The 19,635-nt window shown below is 35.8% G+C and carries 21 protein-coding genes and 2 tRNA genes; 13 read left to right on the top strand and 10 right to left on the bottom strand.

Translation table 11 applies throughout. The features are described 5' to 3' along the window. Nucleotides 1-45 precede the first annotated feature (45 nt). The 6 genes from NK356_RS12065 (at nt 46) to NK356_RS12040 (ending at nt 3,803) form a co-directional block, all read left to right on the top strand. Nucleotides 46-1,359 (top strand): 2TM domain-containing protein, encoded by a 1,314-nt coding sequence (locus NK356_RS12065; protein ID WP_253317076.1) that lies wholly within the window; start codon nt 46-48, stop codon nt 1,357-1,359. Between the two features lie 4 nt (nt 1,360-1,363). After that, nucleotides 1,364-1,669: a 2TM domain-containing protein gene (locus NK356_RS12060; RefSeq protein WP_034694076.1), complete on the top strand. Its 306-nt coding sequence runs from the start codon at nt 1,364-1,366 to the stop codon at nt 1,667-1,669. A gap of 36 nt (nt 1,670-1,705) precedes the next feature. Further along, nucleotides 1,706-2,275 carry an isoprenylcysteine carboxylmethyltransferase family protein gene (locus NK356_RS12055; RefSeq protein ID WP_034694078.1) on the top strand — a complete coding sequence of 190 codons (570 nt, stop codon included), beginning with the start codon at nt 1,706-1,708 and terminating at the stop codon, nt 2,273-2,275. A 124-nt stretch (nt 2,276-2,399) separates the two neighbouring features. Further along, entirely contained in the window at nt 2,400-2,696 is a 297-nt protein-coding gene (locus NK356_RS12050; RefSeq protein ID WP_034694080.1) for a 2TM domain-containing protein, read from the top strand. Nucleotides 2,697-2,722: 26 nt separating this feature from the next. Continuing rightward, nucleotides 2,723-2,998: a 2TM domain-containing protein gene (locus NK356_RS12045; RefSeq protein ID WP_034694082.1), complete on the top strand. Its 276-nt coding sequence runs from the start codon at nt 2,723-2,725 to the stop codon at nt 2,996-2,998. A 61-nt stretch (nt 2,999-3,059) separates the two neighbouring features. Further along, on the top strand, nt 3,060-3,803 hold the full coding sequence (locus tag NK356_RS12040) for a LytTR family DNA-binding domain-containing protein (RefSeq protein WP_081906405.1): 744 nt from the start codon (nt 3,060-3,062) through the stop codon (nt 3,801-3,803). 92 nt (nt 3,804-3,895) lie between these two features. Here NK356_RS12040 and NK356_RS12035 read toward each other — a convergent pair whose 3' ends face one another. Both NK356_RS12035 and NK356_RS12030 read right to left on the bottom strand, forming a co-directional pair. Continuing rightward, nucleotides 3,896-5,122 carry a DUF6051 family protein gene (locus tag NK356_RS12035; protein WP_253317075.1) on the bottom strand — a complete coding sequence of 409 codons (1,227 nt, stop codon included), beginning with the start codon at nt 5,120-5,122 and terminating at the stop codon, nt 3,896-3,898. Nucleotides 5,123-5,332: 210 nt separating this feature from the next. Continuing rightward, nucleotides 5,333-6,229, bottom strand: coding sequence for a hypothetical protein (locus tag NK356_RS12030; RefSeq protein WP_253317074.1), 897 nt, complete (start codon nt 6,227-6,229; stop codon nt 5,333-5,335). Between the two features lie 114 nt (nt 6,230-6,343). Here NK356_RS12030 and NK356_RS12025 point away from each other — a divergent pair, with 114 nt between their 5' ends. Both NK356_RS12025 and NK356_RS12020 read left to right on the top strand, forming a co-directional pair. Next, nucleotides 6,344-7,081 (top strand): hypothetical protein, encoded by a 738-nt coding sequence (locus tag NK356_RS12025; protein ID WP_253317073.1) that lies wholly within the window; start codon nt 6,344-6,346, stop codon nt 7,079-7,081. A 14-nt stretch (nt 7,082-7,095) separates the two neighbouring features. After that, nucleotides 7,096-7,446, top strand: a complete 351-nt coding sequence (locus NK356_RS12020) for a hypothetical protein (RefSeq protein WP_253317072.1) — start codon at nt 7,096-7,098, stop codon at nt 7,444-7,446. Nucleotides 7,447-7,509: 63 nt separating this feature from the next. Here the strand turns inward: NK356_RS12020 and NK356_RS12015 are convergent, their stop codons facing one another. Further along, complete coding sequence (locus NK356_RS12015; protein WP_253317071.1) at nt 7,510-7,719, bottom strand: hypothetical protein; 210 nt, start codon at nt 7,717-7,719, stop codon at nt 7,510-7,512. 127 nt (nt 7,720-7,846) lie between these two features. Further along, nucleotides 7,847-9,034: a tRNA 2-thiouridine(34) synthase MnmA gene (mnmA, locus tag NK356_RS12010; RefSeq protein ID WP_253317070.1), complete on the bottom strand. Its 1,188-nt coding sequence runs from the start codon at nt 9,032-9,034 to the stop codon at nt 7,847-7,849. A gap of 193 nt (nt 9,035-9,227) precedes the next feature. Between mnmA and NK356_RS12005 the strand changes: the two genes are divergently transcribed. After that, a complete protein-coding gene (locus NK356_RS12005) occupies nt 9,228-9,755 on the top strand; it encodes a hypothetical protein (RefSeq protein WP_253317069.1) in 528 nt (175 codons plus the stop codon). Between the two features lie 106 nt (nt 9,756-9,861). Here the strand turns inward: NK356_RS12005 and NK356_RS12000 are convergent, their stop codons facing one another. Next, entirely contained in the window at nt 9,862-12,396 is a 2,535-nt protein-coding gene (locus tag NK356_RS12000) for an ATP-dependent Clp protease ATP-binding subunit (protein WP_034694227.1), read from the bottom strand. A 150-nt stretch (nt 12,397-12,546) separates the two neighbouring features. On the opposite strand from NK356_RS12000, the gene NK356_RS11995 reads away from it, so the two are divergent. The 4 genes from NK356_RS11995 to NK356_RS11980 are packed head-to-tail and all read left to right on the top strand — an operon-like array spanning nt 12,547 to nt 15,306. Beyond that, nucleotides 12,547-12,771: a uroporphyrinogen decarboxylase gene (locus NK356_RS11995; RefSeq protein ID WP_079243719.1), complete on the top strand. Its 225-nt coding sequence runs from the start codon at nt 12,547-12,549 to the stop codon at nt 12,769-12,771. Further along, nucleotides 12,771-13,868 (top strand): glycosyltransferase, encoded by a 1,098-nt coding sequence (locus NK356_RS11990; protein WP_253317068.1) that lies wholly within the window; start codon nt 12,771-12,773, stop codon nt 13,866-13,868. The genes NK356_RS11995 and NK356_RS11990 overlap by 1 nt, the downstream gene beginning before the upstream one ends. A 44-nt stretch (nt 13,869-13,912) precedes the next feature. After that, nucleotides 13,913-14,332, top strand: a complete 420-nt coding sequence (locus NK356_RS11985) for a SufE family protein (RefSeq protein WP_034694109.1) — start codon at nt 13,913-13,915, stop codon at nt 14,330-14,332. 2 nt (nt 14,333-14,334) lie between these two features. Then, nucleotides 14,335-15,306, top strand: a complete 972-nt coding sequence (locus tag NK356_RS11980) for a glycosyltransferase family 9 protein (protein WP_253317067.1) — start codon at nt 14,335-14,337, stop codon at nt 15,304-15,306. Here NK356_RS11980 and NK356_RS11975 read toward each other — a convergent pair. The 5 genes from NK356_RS11975 to NK356_RS11955 all read right to left on the bottom strand — a co-directional run bounded on the left by NK356_RS11975 (nt 15,296) and on the right by NK356_RS11955 (nt 19,635). After that, complete coding sequence (locus tag NK356_RS11975) at nt 15,296-16,417, bottom strand: hypothetical protein (protein WP_253317066.1); 1,122 nt, start codon at nt 16,415-16,417, stop codon at nt 15,296-15,298. The two genes, NK356_RS11980 and NK356_RS11975, sit on opposite strands and share 11 nt — an antisense overlap. 182 nt (nt 16,418-16,599) lie before the next feature. Beyond that, nucleotides 16,600-16,854: a hypothetical protein gene (locus tag NK356_RS11970; RefSeq protein WP_253317065.1), complete on the bottom strand. Its 255-nt coding sequence runs from the start codon at nt 16,852-16,854 to the stop codon at nt 16,600-16,602. Between the two features lie 15 nt (nt 16,855-16,869). Further along, nucleotides 16,870-19,257 (bottom strand): cysteine peptidase family C39 domain-containing protein, encoded by a 2,388-nt coding sequence (locus NK356_RS11965; RefSeq protein ID WP_253317064.1) that lies wholly within the window; start codon nt 19,255-19,257, stop codon nt 16,870-16,872. Between the two features lie 195 nt (nt 19,258-19,452). Beyond that, a tRNA-Val gene (locus NK356_RS11960) sits at nt 19,453-19,527 on the bottom strand. Between the two features lie 33 nt (nt 19,528-19,560). Then, nucleotides 19,561-19,635, bottom strand: a tRNA-Val gene (locus NK356_RS11955).

Here is a 19,635-nt window from a genome sequence, read left to right as displayed (position 1 = left end):
TTGATACCTTTAATAAAAACTAATTTTGAGTCAAGAAAACAGATCATGAAACGGAAAAACTTTATCGTACTATTCTGGGTATCCCTTGCAGTCTCCATGTTTTTCTTTTTTGTCTTTACAGAAGAAAAGAATCTTGAAAACTTTTTATATACCCTGCTTATCTCTTTTATTTATTCTTTTGTATTGGGAGGAGGAAACGGAATGCTCAACAGTTTTCTGAATAAAAAAATCCCATGGTCGGAGGCTACAACCAAAAGAGCGGTTATCAGTATTATTTCAATTATTGTCGTCAATTTTGTGCTGGTCTATTTCTGCAATTATGTCAATTTTGTACTGATTCAAAAAGGAGCAACTACAGAGGAATTTTTCTCTGAAAAATATAATATAACTAATTGGTTTACAATTAATATTGCGCTTCTTATTTCTGCTTTCCTTCATGCCAGAAGTTTCATGGAAGAGCTGAAGAAAACTTCCAGAAAAGAAGTGGTAGAACAGAAACTTATCGCCAAATCTGCCAATGCCCAGTTTGAAAGTTTAAAGAACCAGCTGGATCCGCATTTCCTTTTTAATTCTTTAAATGTTTTAAGCTCTCTGATTGATGAAAATCCAAGACAGGCGCAAAAGTTTACCGCTTCAATGTCAAAGATTTACCGATATGTACTTGAACAAAAAGATAAAGAACTGGTAACAGTAGAAGACGAGATAGAATTTGCGAAAACCTATTGTGAACTTTTGAAAACAAGGTTTGAAGACAGTGTGGATTTTACCTTTGATGTTGCTAAAGAGGATTATCAGAAATATGTAGTTCCACTGGCCTTGCAGCTATTGTTGGAGAACTGTATCAAGCATAATTTTGCCACGTCATCAAAACCTTTAATCATCAGAATTTTTTCAGACGGAAATACCCTCTGTATTGAAAACAATCTTCAGGTAAGAGAACAGATCAAAGAAAGCTCGGGAATTGGTCTTGCTAATATTGTACAGCGTTATTCACTGCTTACAGAAAGAAATGTCTTCATAGAAAAATCTGAAGATCATTTTAAAGTAAAACTTCCAATGCTCATGGCTAAACCACAAGTTTCCACATCGAAACCTGAAGATGATTCTGCGGCTTACCAACGGGCACAAAAAAGAGTAAAGGAGATTAAGAGTTTTTATATGAACCTTATTTCTTACTGTACGGTAAGTGCCTTTTTAATCTTTATTAATCTTTTCACGAGCAGCAGAAATCACTGGTTCTGGTTTCCTGTACTGGGATGGGGAATAGGCGTTGCTTCTCACGCATTTCAGGTGTTTGGGGTAGGAGAATCCTGGCAGGAAAAGAAGATTCGTGAAATTATGAACAAACAAAAAAAATAAAGTGATGGAAAGATTTGACGAAAACAATATTGAATATCAACGTGCAAGAAGGCAGGTAGAAAGATTAAGAGGTTTTTATGGACATTTATTCGCTTATATCGCAGTGAATGCTCTGATTGTTGTCTATAATTGTATGCACCTGAAACCTGGTGAAAGCTATTTTCAGTTTAAAAACTTTTTTACGGCTACTTTCTGGGGAATAGGGCTTGCAGCACATGCGGTTACCGTTTTTCTGCCCCGTGTTAATTTTATCAAAAAATGGGAAGATAAGAAGATCAAGGAACTGATGGATAAACAGAAAGATCACTAAAAGGAATCGCGTTTAATCTTAAAAACCTTCTGAAAAATGAATACTTTATCTATTCTATTCTACATTTCCATGGGCGCTTGGTTTCTCACGGAATTCCTTTACAAGAACATGCTGAAATCCGGTAAAGAAGACCAGAAGAACAAGGATAAATCCACGCTGAATATCTTATGGCTGGCGATTCCTTTTTCCATTGTAAGCGCAATATTCATGTCTTATAATTTTCATTTTCCGATGGCTGATGGTGTCTGGATTCTTTACCTGGGTGAATTTTTTATTCTTATCGGGATTATTGTCAGGTATGTGATCATCAGATCTTTGGGGAAATATTTTACTGTAGATATTACCATCAGACAGGATCATAAAATCAAAAAAGAAGGGTTTTATAAATACCTGAGACATCCTTCCTATGCTTTTTCCCTGCTGACTTCTCTTGGCCTTGGTTTGTATTTAAATAACTGGTTGTCATTGATTTTTGCTTTTGTACCTCCGTTTTTAGCCTTTGCCTATAGGATTAAAATTGAAGAACAGGCCTTGATAGAACAGTTTGGGGATGAGTATATTGAATATAGAAAAAGCACGAAGAAATTAATCCCGTTTATCTATTAATGACAGGTTTTTACGGTTCGGATAGCATAAACTACCATTCGGTAATATAAAATTGATTGAAGGGTGTGTTCTGATCTATCTTTGACTCAAGAAAAAAACAAATTAACCTTTAAAACAAAACATTATGGAAATTTTACCTGATAAAGAAACAATTGCTTACAGAAAAGCTTCAAGAAGAGTGAAAGACCTGAAAGAATTTTATGGAAACCTTACCTCTTACTGTATCATTATTCCTTTTTTAGCAATACTGAACATTATAACTGCTCCCGGATATTTATGGTTTTTATGGCCTGCACTGGGATGGGGAGTAGGAATTGCATTTCATGCCATTAGCGTATTTGGAATTGGTAAAAGCTGGGAAGAAAGAAAAATAAAAGAACTGATGGAGAAGGATGAAAAACAGAAAATAAAAACACTATAAACGATAACTTAAAAACTTAGAACATCATGAATTACGAAACTGCCCACGCAAGAACCAACAGCATCAGAAAATTCTATAAAAGCCTTTTTATATTTGCCCTATTTGCCGTTCTAATCATTCCTGATGATATTTTTGGCGAAAAGATGATTAGCTTTCATTGGTTTGACAGATATACCATCCTTGGAATTTGGGCATTTATCATTCTTGTAAAAGCTGCAAAACTGTTTCTTTTTGATTCCGAATGGGAAAGAGATATGATTGAAAAAGAACTTAAAAAAGAGAAAAAGCGAATAGATTATTAAAATTTGTCTGCTTTTATCTAACTTTATTTCCCGATAATCTGAAAACCAAAATTAAAGATCAATGATCAAAACTGTCATCATAGAAGACGAAAAACCTGCTTCAAGGAAATTAGAAAGAATGTTGAATAACTTTCCTGAAATAGAGATAGTTGCCAAAATAGAATCAGTAGAAGAAGGCGTTGCCTGGTTTTCTGAAAATGAACATCCGCAGCTGATCTTCTCAGATATTGTTTTGGGAGACGGACTGTCTTTTGATATTTTTGAAAAAGCACCTACCAAAGGTTTCATTATCTATACGACAGCATTTGATCAGTACACCCTGAAAGCCTTTAAGCTGAACAGCATTGATTATCTTTTAAAACCCATCCTTGATGAAGACCTGGAAGGAGCAGTGGAGAAATTTAAATCCTTTATTCCTGCCAATGACACCAATGGTTCTCAGGATATTAAACAGTTAATCAGAAAAGAAAAATCTACCCTTTCCAGAGTTCTGGTTAAAATAGGCTACAACCTTAAGATTATACAGACCCACGAAATAAGCTGCTTTTTCAGTGAGAATAAAATCGTTTATCTTCAGACAGAAGACCGTACCTATCCATCAGATTTTACGCTTGATGAGCTGGAAGATGTTCTGGATACGAAAAAGTTTTTCCGGGTGAACAGACAGTTTATTATCAGTTCGGATTATATCAAAAATATTCATACTTCACCGTACTACAAAGTGGACCTTGAATTTCAGCCGGAAGAAGAAATAACGGTAAGCAGAGACCGTGTAAAAGATTTTAAAGACTGGCTGGTCAGTTGATAAAGATTAACTTAAAAAACAAACACCATGGATCTTATATTATTATTTTTTAAACTATTCCTGACTCTTTTTTATCCCTGAAAAATGCATCATCAGGAATTATAAAAATTACTGGCGGATTGTACAAACTGGTGAAAAGCTCCTGTGACCTCTTTTGAATGCTTATGGGTAAGCGGAAATGGCACCATATGAGAGTATTCAAACGGGAAATCCTTGATTTCAATGTCTACATTGATATTCCTGTAGCCGCCCTTCAATGTATTTAAAGCTTCTATCGGAGGGGCAACACTGTCTTTTTCCAAAACAAAGGCTTTGATCTGAGATTGGATTTCATGAATTCTTTCCTCTCTTTCCTTCTGAAAATAATTGTAGCGAAGCATTTTTTTGAACCAACTTTCCTGTGGATGCAATGCTTCATTCTGATAATGTTTCAGACGGGAATCTGATTTAAAATCAGAGCTCAGCAATTCCGTAAAAACAGACTGCATTTTAACGGTTGCCTGAGTATCCATGATATATTTGGATATAGGAAACATCCTGTCGATCGTCATTCCTCCACAAAAACAAAACACTTTTGATTGGGTAAAATAATGATGGGGATCTGCCATTTTGATAATCAGAGAAAGAAATGATCCTATAGAATATCCAAATAAATCCAGTTTTGCATCCGGAGAAATACTTTTAAGATGACCATTTTTAATACTTTTTACCACTTCCGTAATATCAGAATAGGTCTGCAGCCCGGACCAGAAAATTCTTTGAGGATGAGCTTCCAGTCTGGAACTTATTGCAGCATTCACATAAGAGTAATTCATGTTTTCCGGATACTTTTTCTTTCTGAAATTGACCACTTCCATCATGTGATGGCGGTCACTCCAGATAGGTTCTGCACGATCCATATGAAAAGCAATAGGAAATAATATGATGGCTTTTTGTGTTCGTTGGGCCAGTTCATAGGCCCAAGGAAGATACTTATCCCATTTCTTTTCATTCAGGCCATGAAAGAAAAGGATAACTCCTTTAGCTGTTTCTATATCTGCTCTCTTCAGGATATGATATTCAAACTTTTTATTGCATTCAATATCAAAATCTTTGATGTCTACAGCGGGCTGGTTGTAAAAGAGATAGCCAGTTTTGTTGATTTCAAGGGTTTGCTGATGTTTGTTGCAATGTTGATTTTCTGAACCGTAAAGCAGGTCGCAAACCTTAGATTCAAATGAAATTGATTCAATGGTTACATTCAATTCTTTAATTTCAACCCTGCCTTTTCCGGAATCAAAATGATTTTTCAAAACTTCATACAATTCATAATATTCCATAGCAAGACGATTGAAGGGTTCATATTTAGAACCATTAAGTTAGAGAATTATTGCGGTAATGAATTGATTTTTAGGAGCTAAATGTATTCTAGGCATAGGAGAATTACAATAAACCCCGAAACAGTTTTATTCCGGGGTCGTGATATGTAGATTGATGATGATGTTTATGGTTGAGTTGTCTTTTTATCCGACAATTTTTATCTTTTTTAACTATCTGTAATCAATTCTGTTAGATTCTGTGTCTTCAAGTTGTTTAACAATTGATTCCGGGATCTCATCACTGTCAATCGGAAAACTTATAGAATCAGAAATAAAGTTTCTTCTGTCCGCTTTTCTGAAAATTTCAAACAAAGCAATCGGTTCCTGGTTGAAACTGATACAGGTGCTTATGAAGTGGATTTCGTGGAGTTTATAGTCCGGGTTTTTAAGTTTTTCTTTAATATCCTTTATCCTTGAAATGAAATGCCTCTGACGAATAAATGTATTGCTGTTCATGATGATGAAAACATAATCAGAATAAGCGGTTACTTTTCCAAAATATTTGTGATGATCACCACCGCTTCTTTCAATAAAAAATTCTCCGGTGGTTTCAGACTTGTAAATTTCCATGGCAGAACGCCATATGCGGTCTTCTTTTGCCATCAAAGGATTGTCGGGTAGATTTCTGTTATAAGAATACCAACAGCCTATTAAACGGTCTAAAAGAGCGGTGTTCAGATTAACATTATTCATATCAATCCTCAGATCATTGAAATTGAATGCTTCCGTATTGGAGTTAATAAAATCTATGTAATTGGAATACCCCAAAACTTTGACAATTAGGCTCAGTTTAGCTAGATTGGGCCTGCTTAAAACTGCATTTTCATTCTGTTTGAATTTCTTTAGTTTATTAATAATCAGATGTTCATACAGATAATTCGTTCCCAGAAGATCTGGTTCTTTTTTGATCTCCTTTTCATTATGTTCATTGATAATCAGATCATTCAGTTCGGCACTTATATAAGACCATTCGGTTTTGGTAACGTCTTCCCAATGGTTTTTCTTTAAAAATTGCCTGCTTAAAAAATTCATCAGTTTCTCAAGATGCAGAATATCTTCCTTTTTCATGGTGTTTATTTATAAGACTAATTTAAGATTTTTATCAAACCAAAAAAGATTTTTGAAAGACTTTTATATTGTATAATCCATTGATATTTGAATAGAAAAACAAAAATCAAAACAATGGAAACAAAAATGGTAATAAAAGACGAATCTCTTTGGAGCCGTATACAGACATTCTCTCTGGATGCTCCGGGAGTTGATTTCCCTTTTTCAAAAAAGCTGGCCAAAGAAGAACGCTGGAGTCTTGATTTCACACGAAAAGCAATTGAAGAATACAAAAAGTTTGTTTATCTCTGTTGTACACTTCCCAATGGAGCTTCTCCCAGTAAGATAGTTGATAAGGTTTGGCATATGCATCTTATCTATACCCAGAATTATTGGGAAGAATTCTGTCCGCATATTTTAAAAAAACCACTTCATCATCATCCATCCAAAGGTGGTTATGCGGAAAAAGAAAAACATCAGAACTGGTTTGAAGATACTTTAACAAGTTATCGGCAGATTTTCCAGCAGGAAGCACCTGAAGAAATCTGGAGAGAGAGTAAGAAAAAATCAAAAGTACAATCCTGGCTGAGAAAAATGGCCTTCTTTGCTCCCATATTTGTGTTACTGCTTTTATTTTCGTGTACAGAAGGAGATAACTTTTCAGGGTTAATGGTTACTGGAGTTGTATTTGGGATTATTTTCATTCTGGGAACAATTGTTTCAATTATAGGAGATCAGGAGGTTTCTGACCCTAACAGAAAAGATAAGCAAAACAATGACGGAGGAAGTTGTGGCGGATCAAGCTGCAGCGGCGGAGGCGGTTGTGGAGGCGGCTGCGGTGGTTGTGGGGGCTGCGGTGGCTGTGGAGGATAATAAAACTAATCATTATGAAAAAACTCATCATTCATTCACTGCTGGTTGTGATTAGCCTTGTATGGCTTATGGCAGTACCACAGACATTTAATCCGATTATTCTTAAAGGTCCGGACTTTCTGAGGTTCTATCTCATCCTGGTTCTTGGATTTTATGTTTCGCTTTTCATGCTAAATTCTTTGAAAGAAACCATTTCGGGAACGACATTTTATTTTGTGGGATTAATTTTCTTGTTGGGAATTATCAAGCTTATCAGAGGTCTCATGTTGGGAAAACCTGTTGGATTTCTTGTTATGATCTTAATAGCAGAATGTATTGTTACATTGATTTTTATCTCAAGTCATGTAAATGAAAAGATAAGGTAAAATCTATTATTAAAAACAAACCCGAAACAAAAATGTTCCGGGCTTTATCATGTGTGGTTGATATTAAATATCTTTCTTTTTTTCTTTTACGGGTTGATAGCCATATTTTCGAACCATAACGGAAGTCAGGACTACCAAAATAAGACTGATCGCGATATTGGAGTTTTCCGGATGTACAATGGCCTGATAAAGATTATAACCGAAAACAGATGATACCACTGCAATCAGAATATTGTTTACATAAGCATACTGGTTTTTTGTAGATGTTTTCATAGTAGTATTTTTTATTGTTATTTACTCAGTAAGTATGATAACTTAAAAAACGTTACAGAAAAATTTAAAAAAAATATTTTTCTTTAAAAAACAATCTCAATGACCCGAATCCCGTAGCCCAAAACTCTTACGAAATCACACCGCTACCGATCAGTTCCTCATCAATATACCATGAAGCAAACTGTCCTTCGGCAATAGCAGACTGAAGCTCATCAAATTCAATATAAAAAGCATCTTCAAACTGATACAGGGTTGCTTTCTGCAAAGGTTGTCTGTATCTGAATCTTGCCATTACTTCCATAGATCCTCCGTTTTGAAGTTTCAAATCCTCACGCACCCAGTGCAGCTCAGAATTATCAATTTTCAGCGCTTTTTTATGAAGTCCCGGGAAATGGCTTCCTTCTCCTACGAAAAGGATGTTGTTTTCCATATCTCTGGAGATGATAAAACAGCTTTCTTTATGGCCGCCTATCCCAAGGCCTTTACTTTGTCCGATCGTGAAAAACTGGGCTCCCTGATGTTTCCCGATTACTTTTCCGTCAGATTTTTTATAATTAATTTTTCGTGATAAAAACTCAAGTTCCTCTTCTTTGGAGGAGAATTCAGGTTTTTCTTCCGAAAATAAAGGAGAATCTTTGAAAATTTCTACAATTTCACCTTCATTAGGTTTCAATTGCTGCTGTAAAAACTGTGGAAGGCTTACTTTTCCGATAAAACATAACCCCTGAGAATCTTTTTTATCTGCTGTTACCAGCCCGATTTCTTTTGCAATTTCTCTTACCTGAGGTTTTGTAAGTTCTCCGATAGGAAATAAAGCTTTTGAAAGCTGATCCTGACTTAGCTGACAAAGGAAGTAAGACTGATCTTTATTATTGTCTTTTCCTGCCAGAAGATGGAAAATTTCTTTACCGTTTTCATCAAAAGTAGAATTTACCCTTGCATAATGTCCTGTAGCAACTTTATCTGCACCTAAAGACATGGCAGTCTTCATAAACACATCGAATTTTACTTCTCTGTTACACAATACATCAGGGTTGGGAGTTCTGCCTTTTTCATATTCGGCAAACATATAGTCAACAATACGTTCTTTGTAAAGCTCACTCATGTCTATCACCTGGAAAGGAATTCCAAGCTTTTGTGCCACCATAAGGGCATCATTACTGTCCTCAATCCAGGGACATTCATCTTCAAGAGTGACGGAAGCATCGTTCCAGTTTCTCATAAATAAAGCCACTACCTCATGGCCTTGCTGCTGCAGCAAATATGCTGTAACACTAGAATCTACACCTCCGGAGAGGCCTACTACTATTTTCATTGTATTTCAATTTTACGAAACTCTTAACGGGAGTTCTTAGTTTGATGCGGCAAAAATACAACTAAATAAATTCGTAAAAAAACCATAATTTTAAACATTGATAAAAACGATAGAGCTTTATGTCGTCTTTTTATCAACCTCTCTGCAGATGGAAACAGATGAGAATATAATTGTAAGACCAAAAATATAATATATGAAAAAGTTTATTATTTCTATGATGCTGGTATTTTCAGGATCAGTTTTTTCCCAAATTTCAGTAGGAGCACCCGTACAGGAAAACAATAAGTGGACTTTTGGAGGAGGCATTGGATTAGGATTTGGAAGTAACAGCGCCTTTAATCTGTCTGCATCACCAAGAGTAGGCTACAGGTTTACTAATGATTTTGAAGGCGGGGTAATAGGAAGTGTTTCGTGGCAGACTTCTGATTATTATAAATCTACCATGTTTGGAGTAGGGCCTTTTGTCAATTATTATTTTGCAAGATCATTTTATGTGGGGGCCAACTACCAGCATTATTTTGTGGATTACAAGGATAAATACTACGATTATAAATACAATACAGAAGAAAATGCTCTGTACCTTGGAGGAGGTTATATGCAGAGAATTGGGAATAATTCCTTTATGCAGCTGGGGTTAATGTACAACGTGCTTTGGAAGCAGAATTCCAGTGTATTTTCCAGCGGTCTGATCCCGAATATTGGTTTTGTGGTAGGACTTTAATATTTAATTTATCAATAGGAAAGGGCTTTCGCCAAAACGTATAAAAACAAAAATCCCCAGGAAATTTCCCGGGGATTTTTTATTTGAAATTAAATTTCTTATTTAATTAAGATTGAGAAGACTTTTCAGCTGATTTCTTAGCTTTCTGTGTTTTCCCGATTAATCCGTCTTTTGCTTCATTAAGGTCAAGAACTACGGTTTCTCCTTCGTTCAATTGCTTGTTTACCAGCATTTCTGCCAATAAGTCTTCAATATACTTCTGGATCGCACGTTTCAATGGTCTTGCTCCAAAATCTTTATCCCATCCTTTTTCAGAAATAAAGTCTTTCGCTTCTTCAGTAAGATCTACTTTATATCCTAGTTTTTCAAGTCTGCCATAAAGTTTGTTCAGTTCAATATCAATAATTTTCTTGATATCATCCTGTACAAGAGAGTTGAAGATCACAATATCATCAATTCTGTTTAAGAATTCCGGAGCAAATGCTTTTTTAAGGGCATTTTCAATCGTACTTCTCGCTCTTGAGTCTGAAGTTGTTTTCTTCGCAGAAGTTCCGAATCCTACACCGTCTCCAAAGTCTTTAAGATCTCTTGTTCCGATGTTTGAAGTAAGAATAATGATGGTATTTCTAAAATCAATTTTTCTTCCTAAGCTGTCTGTAACGTGTCCTTCATCCAAAATCTGCAACAGAATATTGAATACATCCGGGTGAGCTTTTTCAATCTCATCCAAAAGAACTACTGCATAAGGCTTTCTTCTTACCGCTTCTGTCAGCTGACCACCTTCTTCGTATCCTACGTATCCCGGAGGCGCACCAACCAATCTTGAAACCGCAAATTTCTCCATGTATTCACTCATGTCAATTCTGATCAGAGATTCATCGGATTCGAATAGCTCTCTTGCCATTACCTTCGCCAATTCGGTTTTACCAACCCCGGTTGTTCCAAGGAAAATAAAGGTACCGATAGGGCGGTTAGGATCTTTAAGACCTGCTCTGTTTCTTTGAATAGCTTTAACAACTTTCTTCACAGCATCTTCCTGACCGATTACTTTTCCGTTCAGTTTCTCATCCATCTGGGCCAGTTTGTCAAGCTCGTTCTTACCAACTTTCGTTACCGGAACACCACTCATCATAGAAACCACTTCCGCTACATTTTCTTCTGTTACGGTTTCTTTTTTCTCTTTTACATCTTTGTCCCATTTTTCCTGAGCAGCATTCAGTTCCATCTGAAGACGTTCTTCTTCATCTTTCAGCTTTCTTGCTTCAAGGTAGTCCTGAGCTTTTACAGCCTTCTGTTTCAGTTCTTTGATATCTTCGATTTTCTTTTCAAAATCAATGATTTCTGTAGGAACTTTCATGTTTTTGATATAAACACGGGATCCGGCTTCGTCCATTGCATCGATTGCTTTGTCCGGTAAGAAACGGTCTGTAATATATCTCGATGTCAAATTGACACAAGCCAGAATTGCTTCCGGAGTATAGATTACATTATGATGTTCCTCATATTTATCTTTGATCTGATTCAAGATCTGAACAGTTTCATCAATAGAAGTAGGTTCCACCATTACTTTCTGGAATCTTCTTTCTAAAGCTCCGTCTTTTTCAATATACTGACGGTACTCATCCAGGGTAGTTGCCCCGATGCATTGAATTTCACCTCTTGCCAAAGCAGGTTTGAACATATTGGAAGCATCTAAACTTCCCGTAGAACTTCCTGCTCCTACAATCGTATGAAGCTCATCAATAAATAGAATGACATCTCTGTTTTTTTCCAGTTCTGTCATGATGGCCTTCATTCTTTCCTCAAACTGACCACGGTACTTAGTTCCGGCCACTAAACTTGCCAGGTCTAAAGTGATTACACGTTTTCCGTAAAGAACTCTCGACACTTTTTTCTGTTGAATTCTTAGTGCTAAACCTTCAGCAATGGCAGATTTACCAACTCCCGGCTCTCCGATAAGAAGAGGGTTGTTTTTCTTTCTACGCGATAAGATCTGAGAAACTCTCTCAATTTCTTTTTCACGGCCGATTACTGGGTCCAGTTTTCCATCTCTTGCCAAAGAAGTAAGGTCTCTACCAAAGTTATCCAATGTAGGCGTTTTACTTTTTGCAGAACCTAGATTTCCTGTAGGCTTTCTCATTTGCTCAAATTCTTCTCTCTCATCATCATCATCGTAAGCACTCATCTGAGGAGACTGCCCTGAATTTTTAAGCATAGTCTGGTATTCTCTTGAAACTCCTTCGTAGTCGATGTCATAAGCTCCCAGAATATTTGAAGTAGGATCTTCATATTTATAAAGAATACCTAAAAGCAGGTGAACGGTATTAATTTCATTGCTTTTATATTGACGGCATTCTAACTCTGCACGTTTAATGGCATGGTCTGCCATCTTGGTGAAAGAAATATTGGTAACCTCTTCAGAAATAGGATTAAGACTTGCTGTATTTAAAGTTTCAATTTTTCTTCTGATTTGTGTTAAATCCGCATTAAGGTTTTGAAGGATTTCTTTTGCAGAGTTTTCCGTTTTTATAATACCTAAAAGTAGATGTTCTGTATTAAGAAATTCACTTTTCAGCCTTTTAGCTTCGCTTTTGCTTTGTTTGAACACCTGGCTCAAACCTTGTGAAAACTTATAATCCATAATATATCTCATTAGAACAAAGGCAACATTACCTTTTATTCATTATCTAAATTACAAATATTTTACCAAAAATCAATTAATGACTTTATGGCAGAAAAAAATTTATTATCTTATTGAAAATGATTAAGTTTGTAACCTTAAATTTTCCCCATGAATCCTGAACTTACCACATACATCGGCTATTCTGCTTCTCTTTTTATCGTATTGAGTTTCATACTGAAAGATGTAAGAAAAATCAGAATTGTCAATATGATTGGCTGTATCTGTTTTGTCATTTATGGCTTTTTTAGCGGACCGCTTTGGCCGGTAATTATTCCAAACGGATTAATCTGCTTCATTCAGATCTATCATTTAATACTAGGTAAGAAGAGTTGATGAGGAAAAAAATAATTACTTCTGCTTTTAGTAATCTGTATACTGACCAACGGATAGAAAAGGTGTGCAAAACCCTTTTTGATAACGGATATTCTATAGAATTGATCGGTAACGACTGGGAAGGGAATGAAAAAATGGAGCGTCCTTATCCCTTTTCCAGAATAGGATTACAATCTAAAAGTTTAAAAACCGCTTATTTTGAGTTCAATTGGAAATTATACAAAGAACTGAAGAAAAAAGCGGACAAAGATACTATCCTTCATGCCAATGACATCGATGCACTTCTGCCAAATTATCTCATTGCCAGAAAACTGAATATTCCTTTAGTCTTTGACAGTCATGAAATTTTCACCGAAATGCCATCTGTACAAAACAGGTTTTCGCAAAAATTCTGGAGAGTGCTGGAGAGAAATTTGGTTCCTCATGTGAAATTTATGATGACGGAAAGTGAAAGCTATGCCGAATGGTTCCATGAAAAATACAATGTAAACCCAATAGTTGTCAGAAATATTCCGAGAAAGATACTTTCTGCTCCTGAAATTCCGGACAATCGGCCTAAAATTATTCTGTATCAAGGAGCGATCAATCAATCCAGAGGAATTGAAAAAATGATCGTCGCCATGCATCATATTAAAGATGCTGTTCTGAAAATTGCTGGAGATGGCCCGAAGAAAAAAGAATATGAGGAACTTGTTATTCAGGAAAAGCTTCAGGATAAAGTCTTTTTCCTGGGTAAGCTGAAGCCGGAAAACCTCAGGGAAATCACCAAAACTGCTGATGCAGGATTCAGTCTTGAAGAAAACAACGGAGTAAGTTACTACTATTCGCTTCCGAATAAGGTTTGTGACTATATCCAATCGAGAGTACCGCTTGTGATGATTAATTTTCCGGAGATGCAAAGGATTAAAAATCAATTTGATGTAGGAGAAATTATTCCGGATCATCAGCCTGAAACCATTGAGAAAGCAATTAATCTTGTTCTTCAGAGAGGAAGACAGCATTATCAAAGCGAATTAAATAAGGCAGCAGATGTTTTTTGCTGGGAGAATGAAGAAACAAAAATCCTGCAACTTTTTGAAAAAGCATCACGTAAATAATTTTTACAAAATTGGTTATCTTTGCAAAAGAAATTTGATTTAAAATGACCATTAAAGAAAAACAGCAGGAAATAATAGATGAATTCGCTTTTCTTGAAGATTGGGAGCAAAAGTATGAATACATCATTGATCTTGGAAAAGAACTGAAAGGCTTGGCTGAAGATAAGAAAACAGAAGAAAATCTGATTAAAGGCTGCCAGAGCAAAGTTTGGATTGATGCTGAATTTAAAGACGGGAAACTTTTCTTTAATGCAGATTCTGATGGTATTCTACCAAAAGGGATCGTTTCTCTTTTAGTAAGTATTTACAGTGGACATTCCACTCAGGAAATTCTGGATTCTGATTTTGATTTTATTGCAGAAATAGGACTACAGGAATTTCTTTCACCTTCCAGAGCGAACGGGCTGATGGCGATGACAAAGCAGATCAAGTTTTATGCAGTTGCTTACCAACTGAAATCATAACCGTGACCAGAATTTTAGCATATCGTTTTTCCGCATTCGGAGATGTTGCGATGACAGTACCTGTTTTCAGAGAATTTCTGGAGCAGAACCCCGGTGTGGAAATTATTATGGTTTCCAGGAGAAATTTTGAGGCTTTGTTTGCCGGAATTTCCAATGTAACTTTTAAGGGGATTGATCTGGATGATTACAAAGGTCTTTTTGGATTGAGGAAACTCAGCAATGAACTGATCCGTGAGTTTAATCCGGATTGTATTGCCAACCTCCATGATGTAATCCGAACCAAGGTTTTAGACAGAATATATAGAAGAAAGGGTCTTAAGGTCTTTAAAATTAATAAAGGCAAAGAAGAAAAAGAACATCTTACGGACGTCTGGAATCTGGAAAAGGTACAACTGAAAAAAACAGTGGAACGTTACGCTGACGTTTTCCGTGAAATGGGATTCAAAGTTGAACTTTCTCATCAATTAAGACCGGTTTCAGAACAAAAATCAGGAATTGGGTTTGCTCCTTTTGCTCAGCATAAAGGAAAAATGCTTCCTTTGGAGAAATCCTATGAACTGGTAAGAATTCTGGCTCAAAAACATACAGTATATTTCTTTGGTGGAGGTAAAAAAGAAACGGAAACTCTTGAAAAATGGGAAGAAGAGATTCCTAATACAAAAAACCTTGCCGGAAAATTAAATCTTACTGAAGAACTCAACTATATTGCCGGGCTTGAACTGATGATATCCATGGATTCTGCCAATATGCACCTTGCAAGTCTTGTAGGAACGAGATGTGTTTCTATTTGGGGAGCTACTCATCCATATGCAGGATTTTTAGGATTCGGGCAGAGTGAAGAAGATGTTGTTCAGGTGAAAGACCTGAGCTGCAGACCATGTTCGGTTTTTGGAGATAAAGAATGCTACAGAGGCGATTGGGCTTGCCTTGAAGAATTTAATATTCAGAAAGTGGTGGACAGGATTAATTTTTAAAAATAATCTTGACCATCTCATTAGCTTTAGCTTTATCAGAATGGGTTTTTTCTAAAATTTCCTTTCTCTTTTCAGTATCATGATACTCTTTTTCAGCTGAGGTGATAATTTGTTGGCGGATTTCGTTCATATCAGATCCAAACAGGCATACACTCTTCAAAACAGGATCATCTGTGATGTTTCCGTTGATAATGACAAAACGGCTGTTGTAGAGTGTATTAAACAGCTTCACCTTTGTTCCGGAATTCTGGTAAGAAATCAAAATATTGCCATGAGCACCTTCCAGAAGGTTATAAAGATTTTCTGTGGTTTGAATAGGAGTGAGGCTGATGTTTTCAATTGTTGAAATCTTTCTTTTAATATCTTCAGCGGCACGATCTGAGGCTACAACCAGTTGATATTGTGGAAGAGTTTTGAATAAGTTAATTGTTTCATTCAATGCTCTTTTGTTATCTGCGGTAGTGAGGTCTCCATGAAAAAGAAAATACTTTCCTTTTGTATCCAATTCCTTTACGGATGTATTACCGTGGAAGATATGAATCAGATGCGCATTTCCCGAATAAGTTTCTACTTCATTGTATTCCTTTTCAGACAGGCAGAATACAGCTTCAAATTTCTTTAAAAGTTTTTTCTGATATCCGGAATACTTCACAGATTCAATTTTGTAAATAATCTTTTTAAATAGATTCTTCTCAGACACAGAGAGACCTTTATAATACTCTGATTCGTTATTGTGGTAACGGAGGTAGAGTTTGTGGTCATTGTCTCTCAGAAACTGTATAATATGCGTTGTCTGTAAGCCTTCGAACAAGATCGGAGCCTTGTTCTCTTCCAGATTTTTAAGTAGAGCTTCAGAATCTCTGATGGCAGCCGCAAAAGGTGTTCCTGAAAAATAGAGGAGTGGATTCTTTTTCTTTTGATAAAAAAACACATTTTCCGTGATCTCTTCGACTTCCGGATCAACCTTATGTGGAATCTGATCTACAAAACAGTGAAGGTGAATCTTTATTCCCAGATCAGATAAGACTTTAATCTTATAATACACATCAATAATGCCACCGTAAGAAGGTGGGTAGGGATAATTAAATGATATGAGATGGAGTTCATTCACTGCAAGCGAAATTCAAATGCAGGCAAAGGTAGATAAATATAAGGAAAAGTGGAGGAGATGCTTTATAAATTGCTTAGGGCAGATTTTTAGATGTTGATGATTGCAAAGTATACTTATAAAATACAAAACCATTCATTACTATAATTCATGAACGGTTCTATTTAGAAATATTAAGTTATTTATTAGTCCAAAGGAAAAAGGTGTCTTATAAACTTCATGAGTTCTTCTATGGTTTTAAATTCTTTTTCAACAGGAATTTGGCCTAAAGGGTATTGTATAATGATTTTTTCTTTTTCAATTCTAATTTGTGATATAGAATTTACTTTAGGATTTCCTTTATTATCATCAATACTATTAAAAATGATTCCCAATCTTTCTTGTAAATAAGGATTATAGCCCTCTTCAGAAAGTGTATTTATAATTTCTTTAATGTTCATTATATATAATTTTAATTATTTCACATGATAGCTAGAAGCCCCACCTCGTAACCAAGAATCAGCAAATTCATCCAATCCAATCACTGCTTCAACTCCTTTTCCTTTTCCTATTCCTTCAGGAGGCCAAGGATCTCTAACAAAAACTTTTCCATCAACAATTTTATCAACAATTACCACATGATAGTTGCCATTTTCAGGTAAGACTATACCTATCCATGACCCTTCTTTTGAAATATCTTCTAAGATTAATGGCATTAAATTATCTGGATTTCTGATAAAAGTTCTGTCAAGAATCTCTTTATCCTTAAATATACTTCTCAACGCATCTAAAATTCCATCAGGAAATGTTCCCATTTCTTTAGTGGTTCTAGCAAATTCTCTAATAACCTTTTCAGTGAGTTCTATTCCATGATCCTTAGCTAATTGCCTAATACATGCAGCAGCACAAGACATGCTATGCTCCTGAGCAACCATATTTCTGGAAAGAATTTCAAGATACTTTAAAATTCCTCCTGTTCCAGCTCCTATTCTGGGTTTTAGGACTTTATTCCAGAAAGCATTAACCTCTTTAAAATCTCCTTTGAAAATAGGTTTTTCCTTCCATTTCAATAGATAACCATCTGCTTTAGCCAGAATCTCAATACCAAGCTTCTTAAAACCTATTCTGGCATTAGCAAGAATATTGAAAATGCTTTGAGCTTTTTTTCCTTGTAATACAATTTCTTCAATCTCCTCTGCTGTCATGGCTAAATCCTCAGCTTTAGTACCATTCTTAGCACCTTGTAATAATTCTTCAATGAACCTGATAAAGCCTTTAAACCCTTTAGCACAAGCCTTTCCAAATCTAATAATAAATCTTGAAAGAAATGCCAGTAAATCTGTAATTCCAAGTGTTGCCACAGAAACAGTTTCTCTTGCCAGAACCTTTAATAGACTTGCTGCTTTCTGGACATAAGTAACTCCTTTTACCACATTCCCTGCACCCTCTGTAAAAATAAGTAGCAGAATATTAATTAGTAGTTCAAAAGCAAAAATGCCTACATAAAAAGCTACTGTATATCTTGAAACATCACCAAAATACTCTTTCATCTTATCCAGTATTCCTTCCATATCAGATTGAGAAATGCTTCCACTGGCTTTGAATAGGTCTTTAATTCCCTGTAAGAACTTAGGAACATTCTCTGTTACCCAATCCAATACATCCTCAGCTTTTTCCATCAAGTCTCTTCTTTCAAGATACTGCTGATAGGAGAAAGCGGTTGTAGGCTGTAAAAGAAACTCTAAAATATACAGCAAACATTGTATAAGGCTGATAAGTCCATTATTAATACCACAATAAAAAGCATTGGCTATTTTAAGAATCTCTACCCCCTGTTTTATCATGTCACTAAGATCATCTGTTATATTGGTCAGAAAGGATTTAATATCATTAATGACTCCTGTAATCTTATTAATCAGCTTTTTAAAAGTATCAGGAAGGTGGTCTATAGACGCTTTTTTAACTTTGTTTGCAGCCTGTTTTATCATTGACCAGATCTTTGAAAAAACAACTTCAGCTCCCTGAACAAAAGGATTGTCCCCCAGATTCTCAAAGAACTGTGCTGCTTTATTTATAGTAACAGGAACTGCAACACCTCCTATAATAGGAATTAATGGAGAATAATCTTTAGCCTTAGGATTGTAATTTTTCTCTGTAGGCTTAAAGGCTTCTAACTTTTCAGCACACCAGCCAATTGCATCAGCAGGAATAGATGAAATATTTCCTATAATCTCTTCAAACCTCCTATCTCCTGTGTAAAACTGATATTCTCTCATTAATGCCTGATGAACAAGATTAGCATCTATTTTATCTTTCTCAAAAGTATAAGCCAACTGTGTCAGATAGGCAGCTTCATCTTCCATGGAGGTGATATTCCTGAAGAACTGACCATTTATATTGGAGGGCAATGGTTCTGGAAATCTCTTGAAGAGTTGTACAAAGTAATCTCCCATTTTGGCAATATAAAAGTCACCAGAAAAGTTTGATTTGTCAGGATTAGGTTTCTCATAGAACAGAAATAAAGCCTGTTTCTTTCTGGCATTAGCCTGATAGCTTCCATATACCTGTGAACCTGTTTCACAGGGCAGAACTTCTGCGTAATACTCATATCCTTTTTCTCCTTTGGTATTAACTCCTGTTGAAGAAAATATTGATACCGGATTATCAGTCAGATAAGAATAGCCTAATGGAGTGTTTCTGTAATCATGGAATGGGCTTCTGTAATCAGGAGAGCTATCTTTGTTGACTATATAATCACCCAAAGCGTTTTTGTCGCCCATAAATCCATTTTTGAGATCTTCCTGGGAAATGACCTTGAATTCAGAGAGGTCATCACTCCACTCATCATCAAATTGTTTTTTCATAAGCTGTGTTTTAGTAATTAATATTTTGTTTTAATGTTACTAAAGCAAAGCTAATCCTTGCCAACGCCAGAACTTGACGTGTAATATCTATTATTTATTTGATACTGATGAAAAAGCGTAAATTAATTTTTAGATACCGGGGAAAGTGGTAAGAATAAAATAAAAAAATCTCCCAGAAATCTGAGAGATTTTTTGTGGGTCCTGAGGGATTCGAACCCCCGACCCTCTGGGTGTAAACCAGATGCTCTGAACCAACTGAGCTAAGAACCCGAATTTTTTTGAAAGGTTTCGTTTCCTTTTCTGTGGGTCCTGAGGGATTCGAACCCCCGACCCTCTGGGTGTAAACCAGATGCTCTGAACCAACTGAGCTAAGAACCC

Origin of the sequence: Chryseobacterium sp. S0630 (assembly GCF_024158915.1) — a bacterium.
GTDB lineage: Bacteria > Bacteroidota > Bacteroidia > Flavobacteriales > Weeksellaceae > Chryseobacterium.
This window is presented reverse-complemented; position numbering and strand designations above follow the sequence as displayed.

Coding starts and splice junctions, on each gene's coding strand:
- mnmA (WP_253317070.1), bottom strand. CDS start 9,034: ATGAAAATAGTAGTAGGCCTCTCCGGAGGTGTAGATTCTAGTGTTACA.
- NK356_RS12045 (WP_034694082.1), top strand. CDS start 2,723: ATGAATTACGAAACTGCCCACGCAAGAACCAACAGCATCAGAAAATTC.
- NK356_RS11965 (WP_253317064.1), bottom strand. CDS start 19,257: ATGAAAAAACAATTTGATGATGAGTGGAGTGATGACCTCTCTGAATTC.
- NK356_RS12025 (WP_253317073.1), top strand. CDS start 6,344: ATGGAAACAAAAATGGTAATAAAAGACGAATCTCTTTGGAGCCGTATA.
- NK356_RS11995 (WP_079243719.1), top strand. CDS start 12,547: ATGAATCCTGAACTTACCACATACATCGGCTATTCTGCTTCTCTTTTT.
- NK356_RS12005 (WP_253317069.1), top strand. CDS start 9,228: ATGAAAAAGTTTATTATTTCTATGATGCTGGTATTTTCAGGATCAGTT.
- NK356_RS12040 (WP_081906405.1), top strand. CDS start 3,060: ATGATCAAAACTGTCATCATAGAAGACGAAAAACCTGCTTCAAGGAAA.
- NK356_RS12035 (WP_253317075.1), bottom strand. CDS start 5,122: ATGGAATATTATGAATTGTATGAAGTTTTGAAAAATCATTTTGATTCC.
- NK356_RS12050 (WP_034694080.1), top strand. CDS start 2,400: ATGGAAATTTTACCTGATAAAGAAACAATTGCTTACAGAAAAGCTTCA.
- NK356_RS12030 (WP_253317074.1), bottom strand. CDS start 6,229: ATGAAAAAGGAAGATATTCTGCATCTTGAGAAACTGATGAATTTTTTA.
- NK356_RS12060 (WP_034694076.1), top strand. CDS start 1,364: ATGGAAAGATTTGACGAAAACAATATTGAATATCAACGTGCAAGAAGG.
- NK356_RS12000 (WP_034694227.1), bottom strand. CDS start 12,396: ATGGATTATAAGTTTTCACAAGGTTTGAGCCAGGTGTTCAAACAAAGC.
- NK356_RS11985 (WP_034694109.1), top strand. CDS start 13,913: ATGACCATTAAAGAAAAACAGCAGGAAATAATAGATGAATTCGCTTTT.
- NK356_RS11990 (WP_253317068.1), top strand. CDS start 12,771: ATGAGGAAAAAAATAATTACTTCTGCTTTTAGTAATCTGTATACTGAC.
- NK356_RS11970 (WP_253317065.1), bottom strand. CDS start 16,854: ATGAACATTAAAGAAATTATAAATACACTTTCTGAAGAGGGCTATAAT.
- NK356_RS12015 (WP_253317071.1), bottom strand. CDS start 7,719: ATGAAAACATCTACAAAAAACCAGTATGCTTATGTAAACAATATTCTG.
- NK356_RS12065 (WP_253317076.1), top strand. CDS start 46: ATGAAACGGAAAAACTTTATCGTACTATTCTGGGTATCCCTTGCAGTC.
- NK356_RS12055 (WP_034694078.1), top strand. CDS start 1,706: ATGAATACTTTATCTATTCTATTCTACATTTCCATGGGCGCTTGGTTT.
- NK356_RS12020 (WP_253317072.1), top strand. CDS start 7,096: ATGAAAAAACTCATCATTCATTCACTGCTGGTTGTGATTAGCCTTGTA.